The organism is Planctomycetia bacterium (assembly GCA_015200345.1).
Taxonomy (GTDB): domain Bacteria; phylum Planctomycetota; class Phycisphaerae; order UBA1845; family UTPLA1; genus PLA3.
Genome location: CP054187.1, coordinates 603,686 through 626,944, shown reverse-complemented (window position 1 = coordinate 626,944; position 23,259 = coordinate 603,686). Strand labels below are relative to the sequence as shown.

19 protein-coding genes are annotated in these 23,259 nt (G+C 62.3%); 15 read left to right on the top strand and 4 right to left on the bottom strand.

The annotated features are described in order from the left end of the window. Positions 1 to 189 precede the first annotated feature (189 nt). The 3 genes from HRU71_02780 to pyrR are packed head-to-tail and all read right to left on the bottom strand — an operon-like array spanning position 190 to position 3,066. Positions 190 to 1,497 carry a dihydroorotase gene (locus HRU71_02780; GenBank protein ID QOJ02472.1) on the bottom strand — a complete coding sequence of 436 codons (1,308 nt, stop codon included), beginning with the start codon at positions 1,495 to 1,497 and terminating at the stop codon, positions 190 to 192. 25 nt (positions 1,498 to 1,522) lie between these two features. Then, positions 1,523 to 2,551, bottom strand: a complete 1,029-nt coding sequence (locus tag HRU71_02775; protein QOJ02471.1) for an aspartate carbamoyltransferase catalytic subunit — start codon at positions 2,549 to 2,551, stop codon at positions 1,523 to 1,525. Further along, positions 2,548 to 3,066 carry a bifunctional pyr operon transcriptional regulator/uracil phosphoribosyltransferase PyrR gene (gene pyrR, locus HRU71_02770; protein ID QOJ02470.1) on the bottom strand — a complete coding sequence of 173 codons (519 nt, stop codon included), beginning with the start codon at positions 3,064 to 3,066 and terminating at the stop codon, positions 2,548 to 2,550. Before pyrR ends, HRU71_02775 begins: the two co-directional genes overlap by 4 nt. 298 nt (positions 3,067 to 3,364) lie before the next feature. On the opposite strand from pyrR, the gene HRU71_02765 reads away from it, so the two are divergent. From HRU71_02765 to HRU71_02750, 4 genes are all read left to right on the top strand, one after another. Then, on the top strand, positions 3,365 to 3,721 hold the full coding sequence (locus HRU71_02765) for an Hpt domain-containing protein (GenBank protein QOJ02469.1): 357 nt from the start codon (positions 3,365 to 3,367) through the stop codon (positions 3,719 to 3,721). Positions 3,722 to 3,822: 101 nt separating this feature from the next. Further along, on the top strand, positions 3,823 to 4,626 hold the full coding sequence (locus HRU71_02760; GenBank protein QOJ02468.1) for a type III pantothenate kinase: 804 nt from the start codon (positions 3,823 to 3,825) through the stop codon (positions 4,624 to 4,626). Then, complete coding sequence (locus HRU71_02755) at positions 4,623 to 5,774, top strand: 50S ribosome-binding GTPase (protein QOJ02467.1); 1,152 nt, start codon at positions 4,623 to 4,625, stop codon at positions 5,772 to 5,774. The genes HRU71_02760 and HRU71_02755 overlap by 4 nt, the downstream gene beginning before the upstream one ends. Positions 5,775 to 5,936: 162 nt before the next feature. Continuing rightward, positions 5,937 to 6,866, top strand: a complete 930-nt coding sequence (locus HRU71_02750) for a class I SAM-dependent methyltransferase (protein ID QOJ02466.1) — start codon at positions 5,937 to 5,939, stop codon at positions 6,864 to 6,866. Positions 6,867 to 6,880: 14 nt separating this feature from the next. Here the strand turns inward: HRU71_02750 and HRU71_02745 are convergent, their stop codons facing one another. Beyond that, positions 6,881 to 8,392 carry a sigma 54-interacting transcriptional regulator gene (locus HRU71_02745; protein ID QOJ02465.1) on the bottom strand — a complete coding sequence of 504 codons (1,512 nt, stop codon included), beginning with the start codon at positions 8,390 to 8,392 and terminating at the stop codon, positions 6,881 to 6,883. Positions 8,393 to 8,634: 242 nt separating this feature from the next. Here HRU71_02745 and HRU71_02740 point away from each other — a divergent pair, with 242 nt between their 5' ends. From HRU71_02740 to HRU71_02690, 11 genes are all read left to right on the top strand, one after another. Next, on the top strand, positions 8,635 to 9,249 hold the full coding sequence (locus HRU71_02740) for a sigma-70 family RNA polymerase sigma factor (GenBank protein ID QOJ02464.1): 615 nt from the start codon (positions 8,635 to 8,637) through the stop codon (positions 9,247 to 9,249). Between the two features lie 88 nt (positions 9,250 to 9,337). Beyond that, complete coding sequence (locus HRU71_02735) at positions 9,338 to 10,354, top strand: DUF1559 domain-containing protein (GenBank protein ID QOJ02463.1); 1,017 nt, start codon at positions 9,338 to 9,340, stop codon at positions 10,352 to 10,354. 806 nt (positions 10,355 to 11,160) lie between these two features. Then, positions 11,161 to 13,266 (top strand): elongation factor G, encoded by a 2,106-nt coding sequence (locus HRU71_02730; protein QOJ04902.1) that lies wholly within the window; start codon positions 11,161 to 11,163, stop codon positions 13,264 to 13,266. A gap of 96 nt (positions 13,267 to 13,362) precedes the next feature. Then, positions 13,363 to 14,079, top strand: coding sequence for a hypothetical protein (locus HRU71_02725; GenBank protein ID QOJ02462.1), 717 nt, complete (start codon positions 13,363 to 13,365; stop codon positions 14,077 to 14,079). Between the two features lie 291 nt (positions 14,080 to 14,370). Further along, on the top strand, positions 14,371 to 16,305 hold the full coding sequence (locus tag HRU71_02720; GenBank protein QOJ02461.1) for a hypothetical protein: 1,935 nt from the start codon (positions 14,371 to 14,373) through the stop codon (positions 16,303 to 16,305). A gap of 119 nt (positions 16,306 to 16,424) precedes the next feature. Continuing rightward, positions 16,425 to 18,254, top strand: coding sequence for a hypothetical protein (locus HRU71_02715; protein QOJ02460.1), 1,830 nt, complete (start codon positions 16,425 to 16,427; stop codon positions 18,252 to 18,254). 152 nt (positions 18,255 to 18,406) lie between these two features. Then, positions 18,407 to 18,991: a cob(I)yrinic acid a,c-diamide adenosyltransferase gene (locus HRU71_02710; protein QOJ02459.1), complete on the top strand. Its 585-nt coding sequence runs from the start codon at positions 18,407 to 18,409 to the stop codon at positions 18,989 to 18,991. Between the two features lie 187 nt (positions 18,992 to 19,178). After that, the gene (locus HRU71_02705) at positions 19,179 to 20,477 is read left to right on the top strand and encodes a serine/threonine protein kinase (GenBank protein ID QOJ02458.1); all 1,299 of its coding nucleotides are present in this window, start codon (positions 19,179 to 19,181) and stop codon (positions 20,475 to 20,477) included. A gap of 184 nt (positions 20,478 to 20,661) precedes the next feature. After that, the gene (locus HRU71_02700; GenBank protein ID QOJ02457.1) at positions 20,662 to 20,919 is read left to right on the top strand and encodes a hypothetical protein; all 258 of its coding nucleotides are present in this window, start codon (positions 20,662 to 20,664) and stop codon (positions 20,917 to 20,919) included. A 634-nt stretch (positions 20,920 to 21,553) separates the two neighbouring features. Further along, positions 21,554 to 22,582 carry an SUMF1/EgtB/PvdO family nonheme iron enzyme gene (locus HRU71_02695; GenBank protein ID QOJ02456.1) on the top strand — a complete coding sequence of 343 codons (1,029 nt, stop codon included), beginning with the start codon at positions 21,554 to 21,556 and terminating at the stop codon, positions 22,580 to 22,582. Positions 22,583 to 22,665: 83 nt separating this feature from the next. Next, a complete protein-coding gene (locus HRU71_02690; protein ID QOJ02455.1) occupies positions 22,666 to 23,253 on the top strand; it encodes a hypothetical protein in 588 nt (195 codons plus the stop codon). Positions 23,254 to 23,259 lie beyond the last annotated feature (6 nt).

Sequence of the window (23,259 nt, the reverse complement as noted above, 5' to 3'; positions counted from 1 at the left end):
GTGTACCGCGCAATGAGGGACGACGCAAAGAAAAAAGTATCGGACCCTTTGGGTTTCGAAGCGCGGCTGTTCGTACACCCATGTCCACTGTTGTAGTTGGCAAAACAGACAAACAACCGGTCCTTTGCGAAGGCCAGCCCGAACACTCCGGCCGCCGTGGAGCAACATAACCTGTTGTGACAGTTGGGGTTAGGCAGCAAGCGTCGGCGGCGTTGACTCAAGCGCGAACTTCACCTCTCCTCCGACAATCGTGTGCGTCGCGCGCCCCACGAGCGACCATCCTTCGTACGGGCAGTTGCGGCTCTTGGATTGAAACAGGCTTGTATCAACGGTCCAGGGTAGATCCGGATCGATGATGGTCACATCCGCATCGCTGCCCAGGGCGAGCGACCCCTTGCGCAAGCCCAGGATGCGAGCGGGCGCGGTGGTCATGCGCGCAATCATTTGATTCCAGTTCAGATGTCCCGGCGTGATGAGCGCTTTGGCAAACAAAGGCAACGCGACTTCCAGACCGACGATTCCGAATGGCGCGGATTGGAAATCCAGTTCCTTGCCCTCTCGCCCGTGGGGTGCGTGATCGGTGACGAGGCAGTCGATCGTGCCGTCGGCGACGCCGGCGATGCAGGCCTCGACGTCGGATTGGGAACGCAGCGGCGGGTTCATCTTGTAATTCGTGTCATAGTATTCGACGCATTCATCCGTGAGGAGAAGATGATGGGGACAGACTTCGGTCGTGACTCGGACGCCGCGGCGCTTGGCTTCGCGCACGAGCTGCACCGCGCCGGCCGTGGAGATGTGCGCGACGTGATAGGCACACCCGGTCGCCTCGGCCAGCAGCAGATCGCGCTGCACCATCAGTTCTTCGGCCGCCGCGGGGATGCCGGGCAGACCCAGACGCGTCGCCGTGAATCCGGCGTTCATGCAGCCACCCGCGGCCAAGTCGGCGTCCTCGCAATGCTGGATGATCGGTCGGTTGAACATCCCGACGTATTGCAGGGCGCGGAGCATGACGGTGGCGCTGGCGACGCCAGCGCCGTCATCGCTGAAGGCGACCGCGCCGGCGCGGACCATCTGCCCGATCTCGGCGAGTTCCTTGCCCTCGCGGCCCTTGGTGATCGCGCCGATCGGGAAGACGTTGCACGATCGCGCCCGGTCGGCCTGGCGATAGACAAACTCAATCATCGCTTCGGTGTCGAGGGCCGGTTTGGTGTTCGGCATGCAGACGATGGAGGTGAAACCGCCGGCGACGGCGGCCGCGGCGCCGCTGGCGATGGTCTCGGCGTCTTCGTTGCCCGGCTCGCGCAGGTGAACGTGCATGTCGATGAGACCGGGGCAGACGATCTTTCCCGCCGCGTCGAGGATCTGATCGCCGGGCTGCTCGGTGGCGTGGCCGATCGCGGCGACCTTGCCGTGGGCAAGCGTCACGTCGGCGACCTCGTCGATGCCTTGTGTCGGGTCGATGACACGACCGCGGCGGATGATGAGTCGGCTCGTCATGCGGATCGGCTCCACGGGGCGATGGTCACGGTGATTCCCCCGCCTGTTTGCACAGAAACATGGCGGCCATGCGCACGGCCAGCCCGTTCGTGACCTGTCGCAGGATGGCGCTGCGAGCGCCGTCGGCGACTTCCGGCGACATTTCGATGCCGCGATTGACCGGGCCAGGGTGCATGACCAGCACGTCGGCCTTGGCGCGTTTCATCCGCTCGTTGGACAGGCCGAAGAGTCGCGAGTACTCCCCCAGGCTGGGGAAGACGTTGGAGGCGATGCGCTCGCGTTGAATGCGCAGCATGTTGATCACGTCGAACTCGCCGATGACGCTGTCAAAATCGTGGCAGACGCGCACGCCGAATCGTTCGAAACTGCGCGGCACGAGCGTCGTCGGGCCGACGAGCGTCACCTCCGCCCCCAGCCGCGTCAGCCCGTGGATGTTCGAGCGGGCCACGCGCGAATTCACCACGTCGCCGACGATGGCGACCTTCAGCCCCGCGATGCGACCCTTCACCTGTCGCATCGTGTAAATGTCCAGCAGGCCCTGGGTCGGGTGCTCGTGGCGCCCGTCTCCGGCGTTGATGACGCTGCATTGCACGTTCCGCGCGATCAGGTGCGGTACGCCGGCCGCTCCGTGTCGCACGACGATGAGGTCCACACCCATCGCCTCGATGTTGCGCACCGTGTCGCGCACGCTCTCGCCCTTGTTCAACGAGCTGGTCTTCTCGGAGAAGTCGATCACGTCCGCCGACAGGCGCTGGGCTGCCAGCGAGAAACTCATGCGCGTTCGAGTGGAATCCTCAAAAAACAGATTGACCACGACCCGGCCGCGCAGGGCGGGCACTTTCTTCACACTGCGCGTGGAGACTTCTTCAAACGCCTTGGCCGTATCGAGCAGGTGCAGAATCTCCCCGGCGGTCAGGTTTTCCAGGCCGAGGAGATTCTTGTGCGACCAACTGGCCGGCGACGACGGGATGGAGGAGGGCGGCGAACCCCCGGACGGAGCGGGAGGCTGCGCGGCGGGGGGGCGTTGCGCGGCGGTTTGCGATGGCGTCGTCATGCTGTGGTCACCTCGTCGCGTCCGTCCGTTTCCGTCAGATGAACGTTGATCGGACGTCGATCATCCCGCGCGGTGATGCCGACAAAATCGGGTTGAATCGGAAGCTCGCGCCCGCCGCGATCGACGAGCACCGCCAGCCTGATCGCACGCGGACGGCCCAGGTCGATGATGGCTGCGAGCGCGGCCCGGATCGATCGGCCGGTGTAAATCACGTCGTCGACAAGGATGAGATAAGCGCCGGAGACATCAAAGTTGATCTCGGTTGTTCGCACGACGGCGGCGGGACCGACCTCGGCCAAATCATCGCGGTAGAGGGTAATATCAAGACATCCGTATTGTATCGCGCGCGGGGCCTTCGCGGCGAGAATCTGCAACAGCCGGCGGGCCAGTTCGTCGCCGCGGCGGCGGATGCCGATGATCGCGATCGGGCAGTCGTGCGGAAACGTGGCGGCGATCTCGCCGGCAAGGCGATCAAGCGTCTGGCGGATCCCGGCGGCGTCTAGCAGAGCGGTCATGAGTGGTGGCTCGGTCGGACCTCACGAAGGTTAACGGCGAAGGCGAAGTCCGACAAGGTAAGGCCGCGCGATCAGAGTGCCCTCATGCAGCGCCAGGATCGGCGCGGGTGAATTCTGGGACGCGGGATCGCTTCGCGCGCTGGGATTTGCGGACGGTGCTGAATCCAATTCAAGCGGACCAAACCGCATTTCGATGTTGAGACCGTACGCACCGGCGAGCAAACCGAGTGAACGGCGCGGCGGATCGGATCGCGCACCACCGGTTCCGGCCGGACTCCTATCACCGGAGGAGGGCGCCATGGGGGAATCCGCCAATCAACCGCCGTATGATTCGGCCGACATGGTCTTGTCTTCACTGCTGACCCAGGACGCCGAACTTTGGACAACCTCCGAGGCCTTCGTGCGAACGCTGCCCGCGCGGGCCGAGGCGCTGCTGGATGCCCTGCGATCCGGCTCCTTCGAGCGGATTCGCTCCGTCGCGCACCATCTGAAGGCGGCCGGCGCGCACTGTGGCCAGCGCGATCTCTGCGAAATGGCAGCGCTCGTCGAACAGGCGGCTCACGATCACGCCATCGATGGCTTGGCGCTGTGCGTTCACGATCTGACCGCCCTGATCAATCGGATTTACGGCGATCTGCGCCACGGCGAAGCTTGATTCGCGATGACGCAGGGCGCGTTTGCCCCTATCATTCGCATGAAGCACAACCGGCGGCGAGGTTCGCGGCGAACGGTCGGCGGCCTGATTGCGAGTGATACATGTCGCTGTCTCCCGAACTGTTGACAAACGCAAATCTCCTGATCGTCGAGATCGGCAACTCGCACGTGACCGTTGCCACGTACGTCGGTCGCTCCGTTCGCACATGGGCCAAGTTCGGTCATGCCGATCTCGACGCCGTCGCGGCCTACGCAAAGGAATCGTTCGACGCGCTCGGCGAGGACACGATCCGCGCGGTGGCGTATGCATCCGTCGTGCCCGATGTGCTTTCGGCTGTTCGGAACAGGCTTGCCGCCGAGATTGACGCGCCGGCTTTTGTCGTGGGGGAGGACCTTCATCGCCCGATGTCGCTGGCCGTTGAGAATCCCGAACGCGTCGGGATCGATCGCGTCTGCGCGGCCGCGGCGGCGTACGAGGTCATCGGGAGGGCGTGTGCGGTGGCCAGCGTCGGCACGGCCATCACGATTGACTGCGTGAACGATGAGGGCGTGTTCATGGGCGGGTCGATCCTGCCCGGGTTGGCGCTTCAGGCGCAGTCGCTGCATGACGGGACCGCGAGTCTGCCGCTGGTGAAGATCGAGGCGACCGGCGCGGTCTATGGCGCGAACACCGAGCAGGCGATTCGCAACGGCGTGTTGTATGGCGTGGTGGGGGCCCTGCGCGAAATCGTCGAGCGTTATGCCACCGAGTTGCACGAATGGCCGCAGTTGGTCGTAACGGGCGGCGGGGCGGAACTGGTGCGCAGCCAGTGCGATTTCATCGACAACGTTGTGCCGGATTTGTGTCTGCGAGGCATCGGTCTGGCGTTTCGCAGGCATTTTGCGCCGCTGACGGATGAATCATGAAAGGGACGACAGGGACGCAGGCAGCGCTGCTGACGCCGCTGGCGCCCGGGGCGATTGCCGTGATTGGGCTGCGCGGGCCGGATGCCGAGCGAATGGTCAACACGCTGACCCGACCGAAGCCGTCGGCCCGCGCCGGCGCTGAACCGGCGGCGCGTCGCGCGCTTTCATTGAATCGTCCCGTGCTTCGGCATCTTGTCGAAGGAGCCGTCACGCTCGACGACGTGCTGGTCATTCGCCGGCGCGCGGCGGGGCGGACCTCTGAACACGTCGAGCTGCATGTTCACGGCGGCGTTCGCATTGCGCAGCGAATCCTCATGCTCCTTGAACGGCACGGTGTGCGCCGCATCGACGCGCAGACGTTCGAGACGGGGGATGAAACGAGCGATCCGTTGGTTGCCGCATGCTTCGCGGCGCTGCTGCGAACCGAATCGCGGCGCCTGGCAGAGTGGTTGTTGGCCCAGCGAGAAATTCTGCCGGCGTTCCTCGCGGCGCGCGATCAATGGTCGACGGGGCAACGGGAGGACTATGAACGACGGACCCGAGCGGCGATTCGTCTGTTGCGCGGCATCCGGATCGCCATCGTCGGCCCGCCCAACGCCGGCAAGAGCACGTTGGCGAACCGATTGATCGGACGCGATCGCGTCATCACGTCCGACCTTCCTGGCACCACGCGCGACTGGGTGGAAGAAACGGCCATGATCGACGGCTGGCCCGTCACACTGGTCGACACGGCCGGCGTGCGCGAGACCGCATGCGCGATTGAATCGGATGCCATTCTGCGTGGCACGGCGAAGGCACGGGAGGCGGACCTGATCTTGATCGTCGTCGACGGGACGCTGCCGAGTCAGCGAATGAGCGAATCGCTTCGTGCGATCCTCGGTGCACAACGGGATGTATCGAATGCGGTGCTTGTCGTCAACAAATGCGACGAGCCCGCCGATGCGATTGAGCGACGGGATGCCTTTTATCTGCTGCATGAGCAATACGCAAGGCAAGTCGCGAGTGTTGCGGCCGTCTCGGCGCTGCATGGAACCGGGATGGCGGCTTTGGAAGCGGTCGTTTTGAGATTGCTGGATATCCACCTTCTCGGCGATGGCGAACCGTCGGGTTTCCTGGCGGAGCACCTGCAAGCCGCGACCAGAATGTAACACCGCACGTGCGGACTGCTGATGATAAACGGTTGCGGTGCCGTTGGAATTCGAATTCGACGAGAAGTAATTCCTGCGAAGGATATGAATCACCAGGAGGCAGCCGTTGAAGCGTGAGCATGGGAACCATTTTCGTCATCCTCGGACGGGGAACCGCTCGCCGTGCGAGCAGATCGAGTGGAGGGCGACGAGATCGTGGAGGGCGCGCTGATTGGCGCGGGTGATGCGTTTGAAATTGTGAAGGGCATCCCCCGATTCTGTCCGCGTGAGAAATACGCCGAGAGCTTCGGCTACCAATGGCAGACGTTTTCGACGACGCAGCTGGATTCTCAATCGTCCTGGGGCGGCAAGAGCGCGGAGCGGTTGCAGCAAGAGACGAACTGGCCGCAGGACATGCGCGGCCTGCGGATTCTGGAAGCCGGTTCCGGAATGGGGCGCTTCACCGAGCCGCTGGCAAAGACCGGCGCGACGCTCTGCACCTTCGACTACAGCGCGGCAGTGGACGCCAACCGGCGAAACAACGGTAAATATGAAAATGTCTGTTTCGCGCAGGCCGATATCTACCATCCTCCCTACGAACACGGCTCGTTTGACAAGGTGCTGTGCATCGGCGTGATCCAGCATTGCCCCGACCCTCGTGCCGCCTTCATGTGCCTCGTGCGTTTCCTCAAGCCCGGCGGCGAAATCGTCATCGACCATTACCGGCTCTATTGGAAGTCGCTCTCCCTCGGTAAATACGACTTGCGCCCGTTCACCCGCCTCCTGTATCCCCAGGTGCTCCACCGGTTTGTCCGCTGGCACGTCGGATGGGTCTATCCGCTCACGGGCCTGATGCACAAGCTGGCGGGTCGCCCGATCCGCGGCTTCTCGTGGCTGCTCGGCGTCGCCGATTATCGCGGGGTGTATGACCTGGACGACCAGGCGCTCTACGAGCACGCCCTGCTGGACACCTTTGACATGCTGGCGCCCGCCTACGACCGCCCGAAGACGCTCGGCCAGATACGCCGCTGGTTTTTGGATGCGGGGCTGGTCGATGTCGTTGTGAAACCGGGTTGGAACGGGATCGAAGCGCGCGGCCGAAGACCGATGTGAGCACGCCGGTTGTCTCAAGGCTGCCGGGCGATTTGGAACTTCTTCACGCGATAGCGAAGATTGTCCCGGCTGATGCCCAGGGAGCGGGCGGCCTTGGACTGGTTCCAGTTGTTTTCGCGCAACGCCTTGACGATCAGGGCCTTCTCGTATCCCCAGAGCGACGATTCCTGCTTCGTGTTCTCGGCGAACGTCTCCTCGCCGACGATCTCGCGCGGAAGGTGCGCGGGCGTCAGCGTCTGGCCGTCCGCCAGAAGGACCGAGCGCTCGACGACGTTCTGCAACTCGCGGATGTTTCCGGGCCAGTGGTAGCTCGCAAGGAGTGCCATAGACTCGTCACTGACGTTCGGTCGTCGACAGCCCAATTGCGTTGCCGCCAGCGCGATGAAGTGATCCACCAGGATGGGAATGTCCTCCCGGCGCTGGCGCAGGGGAGGCAGATTGATCGGAAAAACATTGAGCCGATAGTAAAGGTCTTCGCGGAACGTCTCTTTCTCGATCGCTTCGCGCAGGTTGCGATTGGTGGCCGCGATGATTCGCACGTCGGTGCTGATCGTCTTCGTGCCGCCGACGCGCACAAACTCCTTCTCCTGCAACACGCGCAGAAGCTTGACCTGCGTGCTCATGCTGATATCGCCGATTTCATCAAGAAAGAGCGTGCCGCCGTCGGCCAGCTCGAACCGCCCCATCTTGTCGGTATGGGCGCCGGTGAACGCGCCCTTTTCGTGGCCGAACAGCTCGCTTTCCAGCAGCGTCTCGGGAAGGGCAGCGCAGTTGATGGCGATGAAAGGCTTGTCGGCCCGCGGGCTGGCCGAGTGAATCTGGCGCGCGGTGATCTCCTTACCCGTGCCGGTCTCGCCCAGCAGCAGCACCGTCGCGTTGCTGCCGGCGACGCGGTTGACCATGTCCATGACCTGCCGCAACGATGCCGAGCTGCCGATGATCGGCGCGGCGATGCGCAGCGTTTCCTTCAGACCGCGGTTCTCTTTGACGAGATTCGTATGTTCGGCGGCGTTGTGCGCGCCGGCCGCCGCCAGGTTCGCGAAGATTTGCAGCAAGGTCAGGTCGTCGTCGTCGTAGCTGCCGCCGCCGATCTTGTTCAGGACTTCCACGACCCCGATGACCTCGCCCTTCCAGATCAACGGCGCGGCGATCAATCCGCGCGTCTGAAAGCTGCTCTTGGCGTCGATCCCCTTGAAGAAATCCTTGTTCTCTCGCACGTCACCGACAATCAGTGGCCGCGCCGTCGCCGCGACCCGTCCGGCAATGCCGAGATTCGCGTCAAACTCCTCTCCAATGAGTGCCGACGCCCGGTCACCGACTGCCGCCATGAACTTGAGCTTGTTGCGCCGGCGATCCAGCATCAAGACGCTTGATGCCTCCGAACGAAGCACGGCGGCGGCTTTTTGTGCCACGGCTTGAAGGACCTCCCCAAGATGCAGCGAGGCATTCATGGCGGCTGACGCTTCCACCAGCGCCGAAATCGTCCGCGGGGAGAGGTTTCGAAATTGGGTCTGGTCAGATACCATCAAAATCGCTTCCACAAGGGTTGGGCAAGGCTACTGGGTAATACATGGGTAAAAGATACCCGGCTGCGGTTCATGATCCGTCTCGAGCTGTAATTGTTTATAATTACTGTAGCTTATAAAACTGGGTAAGTCAAGGGGAAAATTACCCAGTCTCGTAAACTGCTCGTGCAATTGCATTTGTCGATGGAACCAGTGAACCTTCCGGATCAAGGGGGCGTACTTCGCAATAGGAACACAGGGTGGTGAATCGACCGCTGGAAGTCGAAGACGCCGGGACGGATGAACGGCTGCTGGCCCAGTTCGTCGCCGGTGATGAGGCTCGATTCGCCGAGCTGGTCGAGCGTTTCTCGCCCCAGGTGTTCCAGTTCGTGTCTCGCTTTGTGCGAGACCCGGCCACCGCCGAGGACCTGGTGCAGGAGACATTTGTCCAGGTGTACCAGTCGGCCGGGGGATTTGATCCCCAGCGTCGGTTGCGGCCGTGGTTGTTCACGATCGCGGCGAACAAGGCGCGTGACTTTTTGCGGAGTCGCGCTCGACGGAAGGAAATCTCGCTCGACGGTCCGACGGCAGGCGAAACGGACGCGACGAGTTTTCTGGACTATCTCGGTGACGAATCCACGTCGCCCGGCGATGCCGTGGAGTCGGCCGAAGTGCGACAGGAGGTGCGTGCGATCATCGACGGCATGCCGGATCACCTGCGGGAGGTGCTGCTGCTGGGGTATTTTGATCGCTTCGCGTACAAGGAGATCGCGGAAATCCTTGCGATCCCGCTGGGGACGGTGAAGAGCAGATTGCATGCGGCAGTGAATCACTTCGCCGCGGCTTATCGAAAGCGAATGGAGCGTGCCGATCGGTAAAGCCGGGCGGCCGCGCCGGGACGATGGAGAGGGAGAGCGTGAGCATTATGCAGGTTGATCGCCGACACGATCAAGGCGGTGAGCAGTCATGACGCAGCAATCGAAAGACGAACCCAACCAGCAACAGGACCTGCTGGGGTACGCCCTCGGATTGCTTGATGAATCCGAACGGGCCGCGGTGGAATCCGCGTTTGCCAATCGGGCCGAATTGGAGCAGGCCGTACAGCGCGTACGGCGTCTGCTGCGGCCGCTCGATTCCGATCGCGTTGATGCTCCGGCGGAATTGTCCTCGCGCATTCTCGCGCGGGTGGACGCTTTGCACCGGACCATTCCCCTCACGGCGGGCAAGGCGCTTGCCCCCACCGACGGCGGCGCGAACACGGATCGAGGCAGCAACTTCTCGACGCGCGATCTGATCGGACTCGCCGCGGCGATTTTGATCTTTGTCGGGATCTTCGTCCCGGGGTATCAATCGGCCCGTCGCGCCACGCAGCGCACGATCTGTGCCAACAACTTGCGCCAAATCGGGTACGGCGCCGTGCAGTATGCCGAAGCCAACGCCAACCAGTTCCCGCTGGCGGCCGGACTGCCGGTCGACGCGGCGTGGGCGGCCGGCGCGGCAAAAGGACCGTCCGAGTTTCGACACGTCAGCAGTTCCCAGCAATTGTTTCCGCTTGTGCAACAGGGCTACGTCGAGCCGCATCAGTTTGTGTGTGAGGCGCGGCCGGGCGAGATCCCCCTGACGCGCGAGCAGGTGGCGGGGCGGAACGACTTTCCCAATGTGCGGAACAACAGTTACTCCACGCCGATTCTGCCGCAGCAATGGACGCGCCTGGAGATGGCGCCGTCGATGCCGATCGCGTCTGACCTGACGCCACTGGTCGATGACAATCGCGCGCTCGTGGAAGGCACCGCGCCGGAGAACTCGACGAGCCATCCGTGGCTGAAGGGCCAGAACGTCCTGCGCGCGAACATCAGTGTCATCTGGTCGTCCAACCCGCGCGTCGGGCTGGATGCCGACGATATCTATCGCGTGGTCGGCGTCGATCGCTACACCGGCACCGAGCGACCGAGCAATCGAACCGATGCGTTCCTGATTCCGTAGCAGAAGTAGATGCGTCGGCTTTTGACATCGTAATCTTCCTCCTCCACCTCCGAGCGAGGTACGGCACGAGACGGCGAGTGCGTCTCGTGCCGTTGTTTTTATAGGGAATCCGGCACTGCCAGGCCTTGATGGAGCGTTTTGTCATCCTGTCGTTCCGTGCGTGACCCGTCATAGGATTACCCCGGTGTGAGGGGTTGCCGGGCATTGAACGTGCAACGGGTGTGGTACCCTGGTGCCATGGCGACAGGTCGCATGAGCGATATTCGGATGAGAATTTCCTTGACTTTGTGCGATTGCAAAATTACCATACATGTCTCGCTGCTGTGAATTGCGCGGCGGGAGAGATGTAAGGCATTGTCATGTCTTGGGTTACGCGATCAGCGTAGCGGGTCCAGGCGGAATCCCTTACAACTTGAGATTCGCGGAACGGAGTTTTCCAGCGGCTTGGGGTGCAGGCCGATAAATTGAGGCGGTTTTTTATACGCTGTGTTTACCCCATGAGGCCGTGCCTTTAGCCCTCCGCTGGTTGTTAGCCGTTCGCTCGGCAACGCATCGAGTTCGCGAGGCGGTACTTGTTGGGTTCCGTAGAGCGGTCCCGTGCTTCAAACTCAAGACGTAGGACCGAAGCAGCCGGTTGAAGACTCCTTTGGAGAAGTGCGACGATGGCGGTGCAACCTGACGAAGAAGCGCAGCGAACAGGCGCGAACGGTGGTTCGACCAGGCAGATGAATAACAATACCGGCGAGCGCGGCAGTTCGACCGGCGTGAAACCTCATAAGGCGCGAAACGCGATGACAGCATCAGGCATGAGCATGTTGCGGAATGTGGGCATCAGCGCTCACATCGACTCCGGTAAGACCACTCTGACGGAGCGCATCCTGTACTACGCAGGCCGCATTCACAAGATCCAGGAGGTCAAGGGCAAAGAGGGCGACGGCGCCACCATGGACTACATGGAGCTTGAGAAGGAGCGGGGCATCACCATCACGTCCGCCGCCACGCAGGTCGAGTGGAACGAGAACAAGATCAACATCATCGACACGCCCGGCCACGTGGATTTCACCGTCGAGGTCGAGCGTTCGCTGCGCGTGCTGGATGGCGCGATTCTCGTGCTGTGCGGCGTCGCCGGTGTGCAGTCGCAGTCGATCACGGTCGACCGCCAGATGAAGCGCTACAACGTGCCGCGGATTTGTTTCATCAACAAGCTGGACCGCACCGGGGCCGATCCGATCAACGTCATCAAGGGATTGGAAGAAAAACTGGAGCTGACCACGGTGCAGTTGCAGATGCCGATCGGGGTGGGTCCGGATCTCGAGGGGATCATCGACCTGATCCGCATGAAGGCGGCGTACTTCGACGGAGAGAAGGGCGAGAAGATACGCTGGGAAGAGATTCCCGCGGCCTTCGTCGAAGAGGCGAAGAGCGCACGCACCGGCATGCTCGACGCGCTAAGCCTGTACGACGACGAGCTGCTCTCGATCATGCTCGAAGAGAAGCCCGTTCCCGAGGAGTTGATCCATTCGATTCTGCGACGCGGCACGATCTCGGGTCAGATCGCGCCGGTGCTGATGGGTTCGGCCTACAAGAACAAGGGCGTGCAATTGCTGCTCGATGCGATCGTGAAGTATCTGCCGTCGCCGGTGGATCGCGAGGTTTTCGCGTTGGACATGGACAACGACGAGGCCGAAGTGCCGATCGACGCCAGCCCGGAATCGCCGCTGGTGGCGCTGGCGTTCAAGCTGGTGGACGAGACGTTTGGCCAGCTCACGTACATGCGGATTTACCAGGGCAAGATGGTGCGTGGCGAGCGCTACACCTGCTCGCGGACGCGGAAAGAGCAGCGGTTCAGCCGCATTCTTCGGATGCACGCGAACGATCGAGAAGACCTTGATTTCGCGACGGCGGGTGACATCGTAGCCGTGGTCGGCCTGGATTGCATCTCGGGCGACACGTTCTGCGGCGAAGGCATCAACGTGTCGATGGAATCGATGCACGTGATGGACCCGGTGATTTCGCTGGCGGTGGCGCCGGCGAAGACGGGTGATCGCGACAAGTTCTCCAAGGCGCTGGGCCGCTTCGCGCGCGAAGATCCGACGTTTCACGTCAGCACCGACCCGGACACGGGCGAGACGATCATCTCCGGGATGGGCGAGCTGCACCTGGACGTTTATTGCGAGCGCATTCGCCGCGAATACAAGGTGGAGGTGGTGGTCGGTCAGCCGAAGGTGAGCTATCGCGAGGCGCCGTCCAAGGCAGTGGAATACAACTACAAACACAAGAAGCAGACCGGCGGCAGCGGCCAGTACGCGCACGTCGTCGGCAAACTGGAGCCGCTGCCGGAGGATCACGAGACCGGATACGAGTTTGAGAACAAGGTGTTCGGCGGGCGCATCCCGACCGAGTACATCCCGTCGGTGGACAAGGGTTTCCAGTCGGTGTTGAGCAAGGGTCCGCTGGCGGGTTTCCAGATGACCGGCATCAAGATGATTCTGGAAGACGGCTCGTCGCACGCGGTGGACTCGTCGGACATGGCTTTTCAGATTTGCGCGCGCGATGCGATGAAGGAGGCGTTTCTCAAGTCGGCGCCGGTGCTGCTGGAGCCGATCATGAAGGTGCAGGTCGAGACGCCGAGTGAGTTTCAGGGTGCGATCATCGGCGACCTGTCGAGCCGTCGCGGACTGGTGCTGGGGACGGAGAATCGCGGGATCTCAACCGTGATTGATGCGGAAGTGCCGCTGGCGCGAATGTTCGGCTATGCGACGGACGTTCGATCGCTGTCGCAGGGCAAGGCATCGTTTACGATGGAGTTTCAGAAGTACAAGCGCGTGCCGCAGTCGATACAGGCGGAAGTGATCGAGGCGGTGCGCCTGGCGAAGAGCGGCAAGGCGCCGCCCGCGCCGGCGAAGAAGTAACAAACGATCCGTTTATCATGTGTGGCATGGGCGTCCGCCCGTGATTTCGCCGGCGCGAGGTCGGCGCCACACCGCAACGGCTGAAGGGAGACAACTGTGCACGAACGATTCAGCGACCGAGCGCGGCGGGCGATGGCCCTGGCGAATCAGGAGGCGATCCGGCTGCATCATGATTATTTGGCGCCGGTTCACATGTTCATGGGCATCCTGGCGGTGACCTCGAGCGTGGCGACGCTCGTGCTGCGCAACATGGGCGTCGACCTGGAAACGCTGCGATCCGAGCTGAACAAGATGGTGGAGCCGGGGCGCAAGGACATTCATGCCACAAAAATGGCACAGAACGCCGCCATGCGCCAGGTCGTGCAGTACGCAATCGACGAGGCGCGCAAGCTCGGTCACAAGTACGTCGGCACGGAGCACCTGCTGCTGGGTTGCCTGCGTGAGGGGAGCGACGTCCCCGCCAAGCTGCTCAATGGCCGCGGCGTCAAGCTGGAACAGATTCGCGAAGAGATCCTGACGCTGCTTCGCTCCTCGACCTACGAAGACCACGCCGGCGTCGCCAGCGGCCACGATGCGATGGAGTGGATCCACCAGCAGGAGCTGGCCAAAGCGTTTCATTCCCCCCGGTTCTGGCATCGCCTGATCATGGCGGTGGACTCGGCCAATCGGCTTGGTCACGGCGAGGTCAGCGACGAACATCTGTTGCTTGCGATCCTGCGGGAGCCGGAGGGTTTCGTCGCCCAGATGCTGGCCGAAAAGGGCGTCACCGTCGATTGGGTCCGCGACCGGATCACACGGTCGGCCGCGATCTGACAAGTCCCCCTGCTGCCTGTGAATTCATTCAGTTCTGCCGCAAACGTTCGGTGATATCGGGCGTTAGACGTTGTCGGCGATTCCGTTAAAATCCTTGCCTCGCGGATGCGGTCGGCGCGGGGCCGGGCTGCGATCGGTTCGGTTCGCGAAGGGGCCGCGCACCGTGATTTGATCAGCGGGAGCCGCCAGACAACCGTGCTTTCGGTATGGGATTGACGCGGTATCAGAAGTGGACCGAGCAGTTTCAGGTTTCGCACGAACGCTCATTCTGTGTGTCGGTTGACTAACCCATTGAAAACGAAACCAGTGTTCCGCCATTCATCCGGACTCCTTCCCGTGCGCGGGCATGAGGCATGGATCTTTGCGCTGGTCGTCGGCGTGCTCGGTGCGCGCCTGCTGGCCGACGATCCGCTGGCTGAAGTTCCGCGCGATGCGGCGGCCGTCGTGGTGTTTCCGAACCTGGCGGCGACGACGGAGCGGTTGAACGCGTATCTTGAGAAGCACTTTCCCCGTGCGCAGCTGTTCTCTCCTGATGACGTGCTCGATTCGTTTGATCTCCCGCGGGGTGTGGTGGATTTCAAGCAGCCGGTTGTGATCGTGTCGGCGCGCGCGAGCATGTCGAGAGAACACCTCGCGCTGCTGTTTCAACCGAAGAACCTCGAACCCATCGCGCCGGAAGGCTGTCCGCCGGACGGGACGATTCAAACCGTGTCGGGCATCGGCGGTAAGCGCTGCCTGCTGATGCGGCGTGGCACGGCGTTGGTCGCCGGGCGACGGCTTCCGTTACAGCGATTTCTCAAACAGGTTGCAAAAGAACAAGGGCTGCTCGCTTCGCTGGACCCGGTCCAGCAGGCATTGGCGCGCGACTCCGACGTGTTTGTCTACTTCTGGTCACCCGCTTGGCGCGATCGCATTCGCCCCTTTGTGTCGCTGGCCGTCAACGCGATGAAGCTGGGCATGCTGGAATCCGCCAAGCCCGACGATGCAATGCCCGATGGCGTTCGGGTCGTGGCGGACTGGGCGGCCGATCGCGTGATGCAGGTCGTGGATGAAATGCAGACGCTTTCGGCGGCGGTTCGCTTCGACGGCAAGACGTTGGAATTGGTTCACCATCACACCTTCACGCGCAACGGATCGGTCCGCGCGTATCTCAACAGCATTCGAAGCAATGGCCTGGACTTCGGCAGCTTCATCGCGGATCGGCGGTTCATGGCGATCTTGGCGCTTGACTGGCAGGTGACCGCGGAACACAGCTTCAGTTGCCGCGTGATGGATTTGCTTCTGAAGCAGCCCGCCGTACAGCACAGCGCCAACGCGGCACAGCGCGAGAAGCTGATTGAGACCGTTCACGACATGAGCGGCCGGACCCAGGGGCTGTACATGGTTTTGGGGTCGAAGCAGGATGACGTGTTTCCGTTGGAGATCGTTACCGGGACGCTGATGACCGAGGCCCGACGCGGCGTGAACCAAGCGCAATACGTTCAGGAGCATTCTTCGGAGATCATGGCGTCCTTCATGCCCGGCATGGGCTATGGCAAGCTGAAGTTCAAGCCCCGGCGCTGCGGTGAAATGGAATACCGTGAGGCGGCGCTGATCGGTCCTGACACCTCTGAAACGTTCCGTCGGGAAATGGCGGTGCTGTACGGAGAGCAGTCGTTGCTTCAGATCGGCGCGATGGACGATCGGCACCTGGTGTTCACGATGTCAGCGGGAAAATACGGCGTCTGTGAAGTTGACCGGGCGCTGAAGATCGGTCGCACACTGAAGGTGAACGAGACCGCGCAGGCCGCACTCACGCGATTGCCGAAATCGTGTCAAATCGTCGCGTTGCTGGACGTCGGCGAAGTCGCGGCCACGCTGCCGGCGTTGACCGCCGCCACGCTGGCCGGTCGAATGAGCGACGCCGAGGCGCCGCTTCCACCGGTCCTGAAGAAGCAAGGCAAGCCGCCGGTTCGGCCCGGTCCGATGATCGGATGGGGCGCAAGGATCGAAGACGGGCGAATAACGGGTCGGCTAAGCGTGGCTGCGGCGGATCTCCCCGCGATCGGTGAAACAGTGCGGGACATGTCGGGGCGTCTGTTGCAAGTGATCGGCTCGCAGGCGTCGTCGCGGGAAGTGGAGCCGCTCGGGCGTCCTGTCCTGCCGCGCACGGCTCCCCGTCCTCGCATGCCGGGTCGTCCGCGGTCATCCGATCCTGGCGTTGGTGAGGGAGTATCCGGGGATTGAATCAAACCGGCGAGTAGACGAGCGGCGCGGGCCGAAGCCGAGCGCTGTGGGATAGAAGAGCAAGGTCGGCGCGGCGTGGCCGTGTCCATTGAAGGAGCAGAAAAATGAGAAGGATTCCCATGATGAAACGAATGTGGACGGTCACGTGCCTGTTGACGGCCCTGGCGATTGGCTCAACCGCGCAGGCGTCCGGCGTGAAAGAGACGCTCGAACTCATTCCCAGCGATGCCTGGGGGTTTGTCATGATTCGATCGTTGGACCAGCTCGACTCGACGGCGTCGCGGCTCCAGCAGTCGCTGGGCCTGCCGATACCGCCGCAGATCTCGGCGATGGCCCTGGCCCCGCTGAACCTCGTGGATGCCGTTGACATGACACGCCCGGTCTGCGTGGTCGTGCTCGATGTGCAAAAGATGGGCGGTATGAACGAGGCCGCGGTGGCGATTGTGCCGGCAAAGGATCCCAAGGCCGTTCTGGAGAAGCTGTCTGCCGAGCCAAGCGAGGAAGAGGGTGTTTCGCGCGTGACGGTGATGGGCGAGCCGGGCTTTGCCGCGGTAAAGGGCAAAGCGGTGATCGTCGGTCCCGGGCAGGACGCGGTGACCAAGGTCGCCAAGTCAAAGAAGACGATTGCATCGGCGGTGTCAGCAGGCCGCACCAATGCGATGAGCGCGTCGGATGTCTACATGAGCATTTCGCTCGGTGCGGTCTCGACGGCGTACAAAGACATGGCCATGCCGTTCCTCCAGATGGCGATGGCGGCGCAGGACCCCACCGGCGAGACCGCGCAGAACATCATGAAGATGTTCACCGAGGTCGCGTCATTCGATCTCGGGCTGACGTTCAACGACGACGGTTTGGCCGTGGTTGCGCGGATCACGCCGAAAGCGGAGGGGGATCTGGAGAAAATGATCGCGGCCGACCAGGGCACGGAAGACGCCCTGCTGGCCGTGCTTCCGAAGGACAAGTACCTGTTCAGCCTGGGAAGCACCATCAATCATAGCGACGTCGGCAAGACGGCGGGCAGCGATAAGCCGATCTCGGGCCTGTTGAAGTCCATGCGCCTTCCCGGTGCGACGCCCGAGCAGCTCGCGGCGATGGACAAGGAGTATCTCAAGCTTCATAAGAACCTGAAGCGGGTCGCGCTGTCGTTCAGCGCGCTGGAAGATACGGCCGAAGGCATGATCGGGCTGGCGATCGTGGCCGAGACGAACGACTCTGCGGCGTTTGTCGAAAGTTTGCGGAAACTGTTTACGACGGCGATGGGCCTTTCCGATGACGAAGACTTTGTCGCGATCAAGAAGCACATCGTCCACAAGGCGGATGCGGAAACGGTAGGCGGAGGCAAGGCCGACACGATCGAGATTCGCGTCGATGAAATCGCCGATGCGACCGACGGCGACAAGGGCGACGTCGAGAAGATGAAGAAGGTGCTCGGATCGGACATGCGAATCCGGTTCGGCGCCGTGGGCGACAATCACGTCGTGCTTTCGATGGGCGGCGGGAAGAAGCGATTCGAGAAGATCGCGACGGGTGCGAAGTCGAGCGGCGGCTTGTCGACCGATGCGGGCATCGCGGCCGTGAGCAAAGGCCTGCCGGCGAAGAAAGTGGCGGAGATGTACTTTGCCGTGGATCACATCATGCAGACGGTGAAGAAAGTCGCGGCGGTGGTTGGCGAAGAGGACGAAGTGCCGTTCGACATGCCGACCCTGCACGCGCCGGTCGCGGTCACGTCGGCGGTGGAAGACACGGCCAGCCGGATCGACTTCGTCGTCCCGATGAAGCTGATCAAGGCGTGCAAGGAGATGTTCGAGAAGTACTCGGCGGCCGAGGCGGCCGACATGGCGGATGACGGCGACGAGTCTGATTCAGAAGAGAGCGAATCCGGCGACGAGTCATCGGAAGATAAGGACGAGTCGAGTTCGAATGAGGACAGTTCGGACGACGGCGAGTAATCGAGCCGCGAACGCGCGGCAAGAGCGTGCAAGAAGGCCCGCGGGGTTTGATCGCCCGGCGGGCCTTTTTCCTGCGCGGTCGGCGGATTTGGGCCAATCGCTGGATTGTGGTAACGTGACTGGTCGGATGCGGGGAGAGGCGGGAGCCAGTCGTGAAGTTGTACACAAAACAGGGCGACGACGGCGGCACGGTGCTCTTCGATGGCACGCGCGTGCGAAAGCACGATGCGCGGGTTTGCGCGTATGGCGACGTCGACGAGACCAACGCGTTCGTCGGCGTGGCTACCAGCATGGTACAGGGGCTGGTGGCGGCGTCGTCCGGCGGCGCGCGGCAGGATTGGCAGCGGCTGGTTGACCGCCTGATGCACATACAGCGTGATCTGTTCACGGTCGGGGCGGAGCTGGCCACGCCGATCGGTGCGCCGCATCGCGACAAAGTGCCGAAAATCAGCGAGGTTGACATCGCACGGCTGGAGAGCTGGATCGACGATGCGTGCGCGGTGGTCCCTCCGTTACGGCAGTTCATTCTCCCGGGCGGTGCGCCGGCTGCGTCGGCGTTGCACGTGTGTCGCACGGTGTGCCGGCGCGCGGAGCGGCGTGTCGTCGCGCTGGGGGCCGACTGCCCCAATCCCAACGTGGTGATCTATCTCAATCGTTTGAGCGATCTTCTCTTCGCCTGGGCGCGATGTGCCAATGCGTTTTCGGGCGTGGAAGATGTCCCCTGGCATGCGCCATGAGCCTTGTCATCGCGTGGTCTGTCCGGTTTTGTACCAACCCGTGTTGACTTGGCGACGTTGAATGCCATAAAGTAAGGTGTCGGCGCGAGTTACGGCTTTTCCTCGGGAGTGCTGCTATCCGGTCGAGGTTCGATCATCGCGCCGACCTGGTTCCGGCGGGCCGTAAGACAGGTGGAGTCTGATCGTCATGGCGAATGAACCGAAGGCGTTCGGCAATAAAACAGGTGCCGGCAGCGGCAGCGCCGCCGGCCAGCGCAGCGGCGCCGGCGCGAACAGCTCCATCGGTCGAATGGTCGTCGACGCCCGGCTCGCCACGCCCGAAGAGGTGCAGGCCGTTCTCGCCAAGCAGAAGAAGCTCCGCGACGAGGGCAAGGACGCATCGCTTTCAGAATTGCTCGTGAAATACGGCATCGTCACGGCGGGTCAGCTCAAGCGGCTGATGAACCCTGCCGACGACTCGATGTCGCAATCGCTTCAGCAGATTCCCGGTTTTCAGATCATGCAGCGGATCGGAGCCGGGGCGATGGCCAGCGTGTACAAGGCCAGGCAGCTCTCGCTCGATCGCATCGTGGCGATCAAGATTCTCCCGAAGCGATTAAGCGAAGACCCGGAGTTCGTCGCGCGGTTTTACAAGGAAGGCCGCGCGGCCGCCAAGCTGAACCACAACAACATCGTGCAGGCGATTGATGTCGGGGAGTACGCGGGCTACCACTATTTCGTCATGGAGTATGTCGACGGCAAGACGGTGTACGACATTCTTGCCGAGCGACGCGTGTATTCGGAGAAGGACGCGCTGGCGGTCATCATTCAGATTGCCCGAGCGCTGGAGCACGCGCACGCGCGCGGCTTCATCCACCGCGACGTGAAACCCAAGAACATCATGATCACGCGCGACGGCAACGCCAAGCTGGCCGACATGGGCCTGGCGCGGGAGGCCGGCGACGAGGCGGCTGCCGAAGCGGAGAAGGGCCGGGCTTACGGCACGCCGTACTACATTTCGCCGGAGCAGGTGCGCGGCGTGAAGGATGTGGATTTCCGGGCGGACATTTATTCGTTGGGGGCCACGCTGTATCATATGGTCACCGGGCGCGTCCCGTTTGACGGCACCACGCCGGGCCAGATCATGCAGAAGCACCTGAAGGAGCCGCTCGTCCCGCCGGATCATCTCAATCCCAACATTTCGACGGGCCTGGGCGAGGTCGTGGAGCGGGCGATGGCGAAGGATCGCAACAAGCGCTACGCGTCGACGACTGACATGCTGCAAGACCTGGAGCGCGTCGCGCGGGGCGAAGCGCCGCTTCAGGCGCGAGAAGGCGTGGCCGACAGTCTGCTGAAGGGCCTCGGAGCGGGGGAGGTAGACGCGACGTACGAAGCCGGCCGAGCCGCCGGCGTGGCGCGGGCCTCTGCGAATCCGGCGCTCATCACGGCCGTCATCGCCGAGGGTGTGTTGATTCTGATTTTGGTGATCGCGCTCCTTGTGAAGTAAAGGATCGCTAGCTCAATTGGAGCAAAGCACCTGATAGTCCAATCAACGGGAGTGTCGAGTGCGCGATATGGAGAAGCCTCGATGGCGCACGGCCTGCTTGATTCTCATGACGGTGGTCATTGCAAGTTGCAACGGATCCGGTTCCGACTCCGACTCGAGCAGTCGCGCTCGCGGGATACAAGAAATGAATACGGCCCGTTCGAAAGGCGCGTCGGGCGGGGTTGAAAGGGGCCGAACCCCTGATTCGAGTGCGGCCGAGCGGATCGCCGTCGAGCAGTTGCGCGCGCTTCGTCTGATGCCGGAGCGATACAAGATTCTATCGAAAAAGCAATTCAACGTGTGGCGTGTCACCGTGACTGGCGAAGGCGCGGAGGCGGCCAGGCGGTCAACCGTGACGGTGGATCAGTTCGGAAGAGTGATTCACGTGCGACCGGGGAAGTGAACGCGCCCGGATCGTCGCGTCGACGCAACAGAGCTATTTCAAAGAGGCTATCGGTACAGAGCCGGTGCCTACCAGGGTTGCATTGGAGCACGTTGCCGAGCAGCGTTTATCCTGCGCGGTATGTCTTCCGCCACGGTGCATTTTGTCCACGTCGATGGCCGCAAGCAGTTCACGTCGCCCACATTGAGCGCCGATACCCTTGCGGGATTGAAGCAGGCCTATCTCGCTCGCTTCTGGGGGCTGGATGCTGGGTGAACGTCGTGTTTCGACGCGCCGTGCGTGATCTGGCGCGAGCGCAAGGCGGGCTGGTGTTGGTGGGTCCGTGCGTGCCGTTTGACATGCCGCCGCCGGGTGCCAAGTTGACGGAACCGGTGAACCGGGAGGTGCGATAGCATAACTGGTTATGATCTCTATGCTTGCGCTTCGTGTCGCGCGAAATGGTCGGAATCGGACGAGTTGTGACAATTATCGAGGCGAGAATTAGACTTTCTCCTTGACACAGCCGCCCACGAACGGTAGCATAGCGTGTCAAATCCAAGGCAATACCTTGGGCCACTGTTCTTGTACGATGCGAACCGGCTGGGGCCTTACGAAGGCATCCACACTCAACCGGCAAGAAGCGCGACGGAGGGACATGATGAGGGCACTTCGATTAACCGTGTTGCTCCCGGCGTTGGTCGCCGTTGTGAATGTCCATCGTGCGTCCGCTCAACTTGTCGAAACCGTTCCGGTTGGTCATGTCGGCAACGGCGGTGACTCGCGTTTTATGAATGCCGGCGGTCCGACCATCGGAAGCGTCAATTACGAATACCGAATCAGTAAGTTTGAGGTGACGGCGCGGCAGTACACGGCCTTTCTCAATGCCGTGGCGGCTGACGATCCGCACGGGTTGTACAACCCAAGCATGGGGAGCACGACGGGAGTGACCTCGGGCGCGAACATTCAACGAAGCGGCCAGCCGGGCAGCTATACGTACAGCGTTCCAGAGGACTGGGCCGACCGTCCGGTGAATTACGTTTCATGGGGGGACGCTGCTCGTTTCGCAAACTGGCTTCAGAATGGCCAGCCGACCGGGCCGCAAAATCTATCCACCACGGAGGATGGCGCGTACTATCTTAACGGTGCGATGACGATCCCCGAGTTAATGGCCATCACGCGCAGACCCACCGCGGCCTGGGCCATCCCCACTGAAAGCGAATGGTACAAGGCTGCCTACCACAAGAATGACGGCCTCGCGGGCAATTACTGGAACTACCCGACTGCCAGCAACAACATTCCCAGTAACCTTCTGTATAATCCCGACCCGGGCAACAATGCGACGTACTCCAATCTGGGGATGACCATCGGCTCGCCCTACTATCGAACGATCGTCGGGTCACATGAGAATTCCGAGAGTTCTTACGGGACGTATGACCAGGGAGGCAATGTCTGGGAGTGGAATGAGACGGCCTTTCCCACATTTAATCGGGGCATCCGGGGAGGCAGCTATTTGAGTATTAATTCGGATCTCTACGCAGCGCTCCGCAACTGGGCGCGCCCGACGACGGAGTCCCACTTCATCGGGTTTCGCCTCGTCGGCATCCCCGAACCTTCCACGGCGGGGCTTTTGATCGCGGTCGCGGTTTTCACGCGTCGCCGCCGGTGCCCGCCGGCCCGAATCTGACCGCGCGCTGGCCGACGCTCGACCGCTGCCGCACCCTCACCTTACCATGCTCTACGGGCCGAAGTTCCGGGGCATCGTCGCGCATGGCCATCACCTGCAACGGCATCTACTGCATCGAGGCCGAGTGGGAGTCCGACTTCCGCAAGCGCTACACGATGGAGCACATCCTGAAACTCGTGCAGGAGGCGGATAAGTCAAACGTCGATTTCATCCTGCGCACGGCGGCGACCGGGCCGAGCCTGCTGTTTTACCTGCGCAAATGGTGCGATGCGGCGTACGCGAAGTACCCGATCCTGTATCTCTCCATGCACGGCGAGCCGGGCAAGTTTCTCATGGAGAACTGGAAGCGCAAGGTCAAGCTCGGCGACCTGCTTGACGTGCTTCGCGGCCAGTGCCGCGGGCGCGTGTTGTATATCTCGGCGTGCGAAGTGCTGAAAAAGGTCGATCTGCGCGAGATTCTGAAGGAGACCGGGGCGCTGGCGGTGATCGGCTATCGCCACGGCATCGAGTGGACCCCCGGCTGCATCGTGGATTACCTCGTGCTCTGCGCCTTGGCGCGAGGCAAACTTCATCCGCGCACCCGACTTAAACAGCGCGTGCTGGATCGCGTCAAAGGCGTCATCCATCCGCGCATCCTGAAGGAATACGGGTTCTGCATGGAGGTGAGTTAAGGCCGC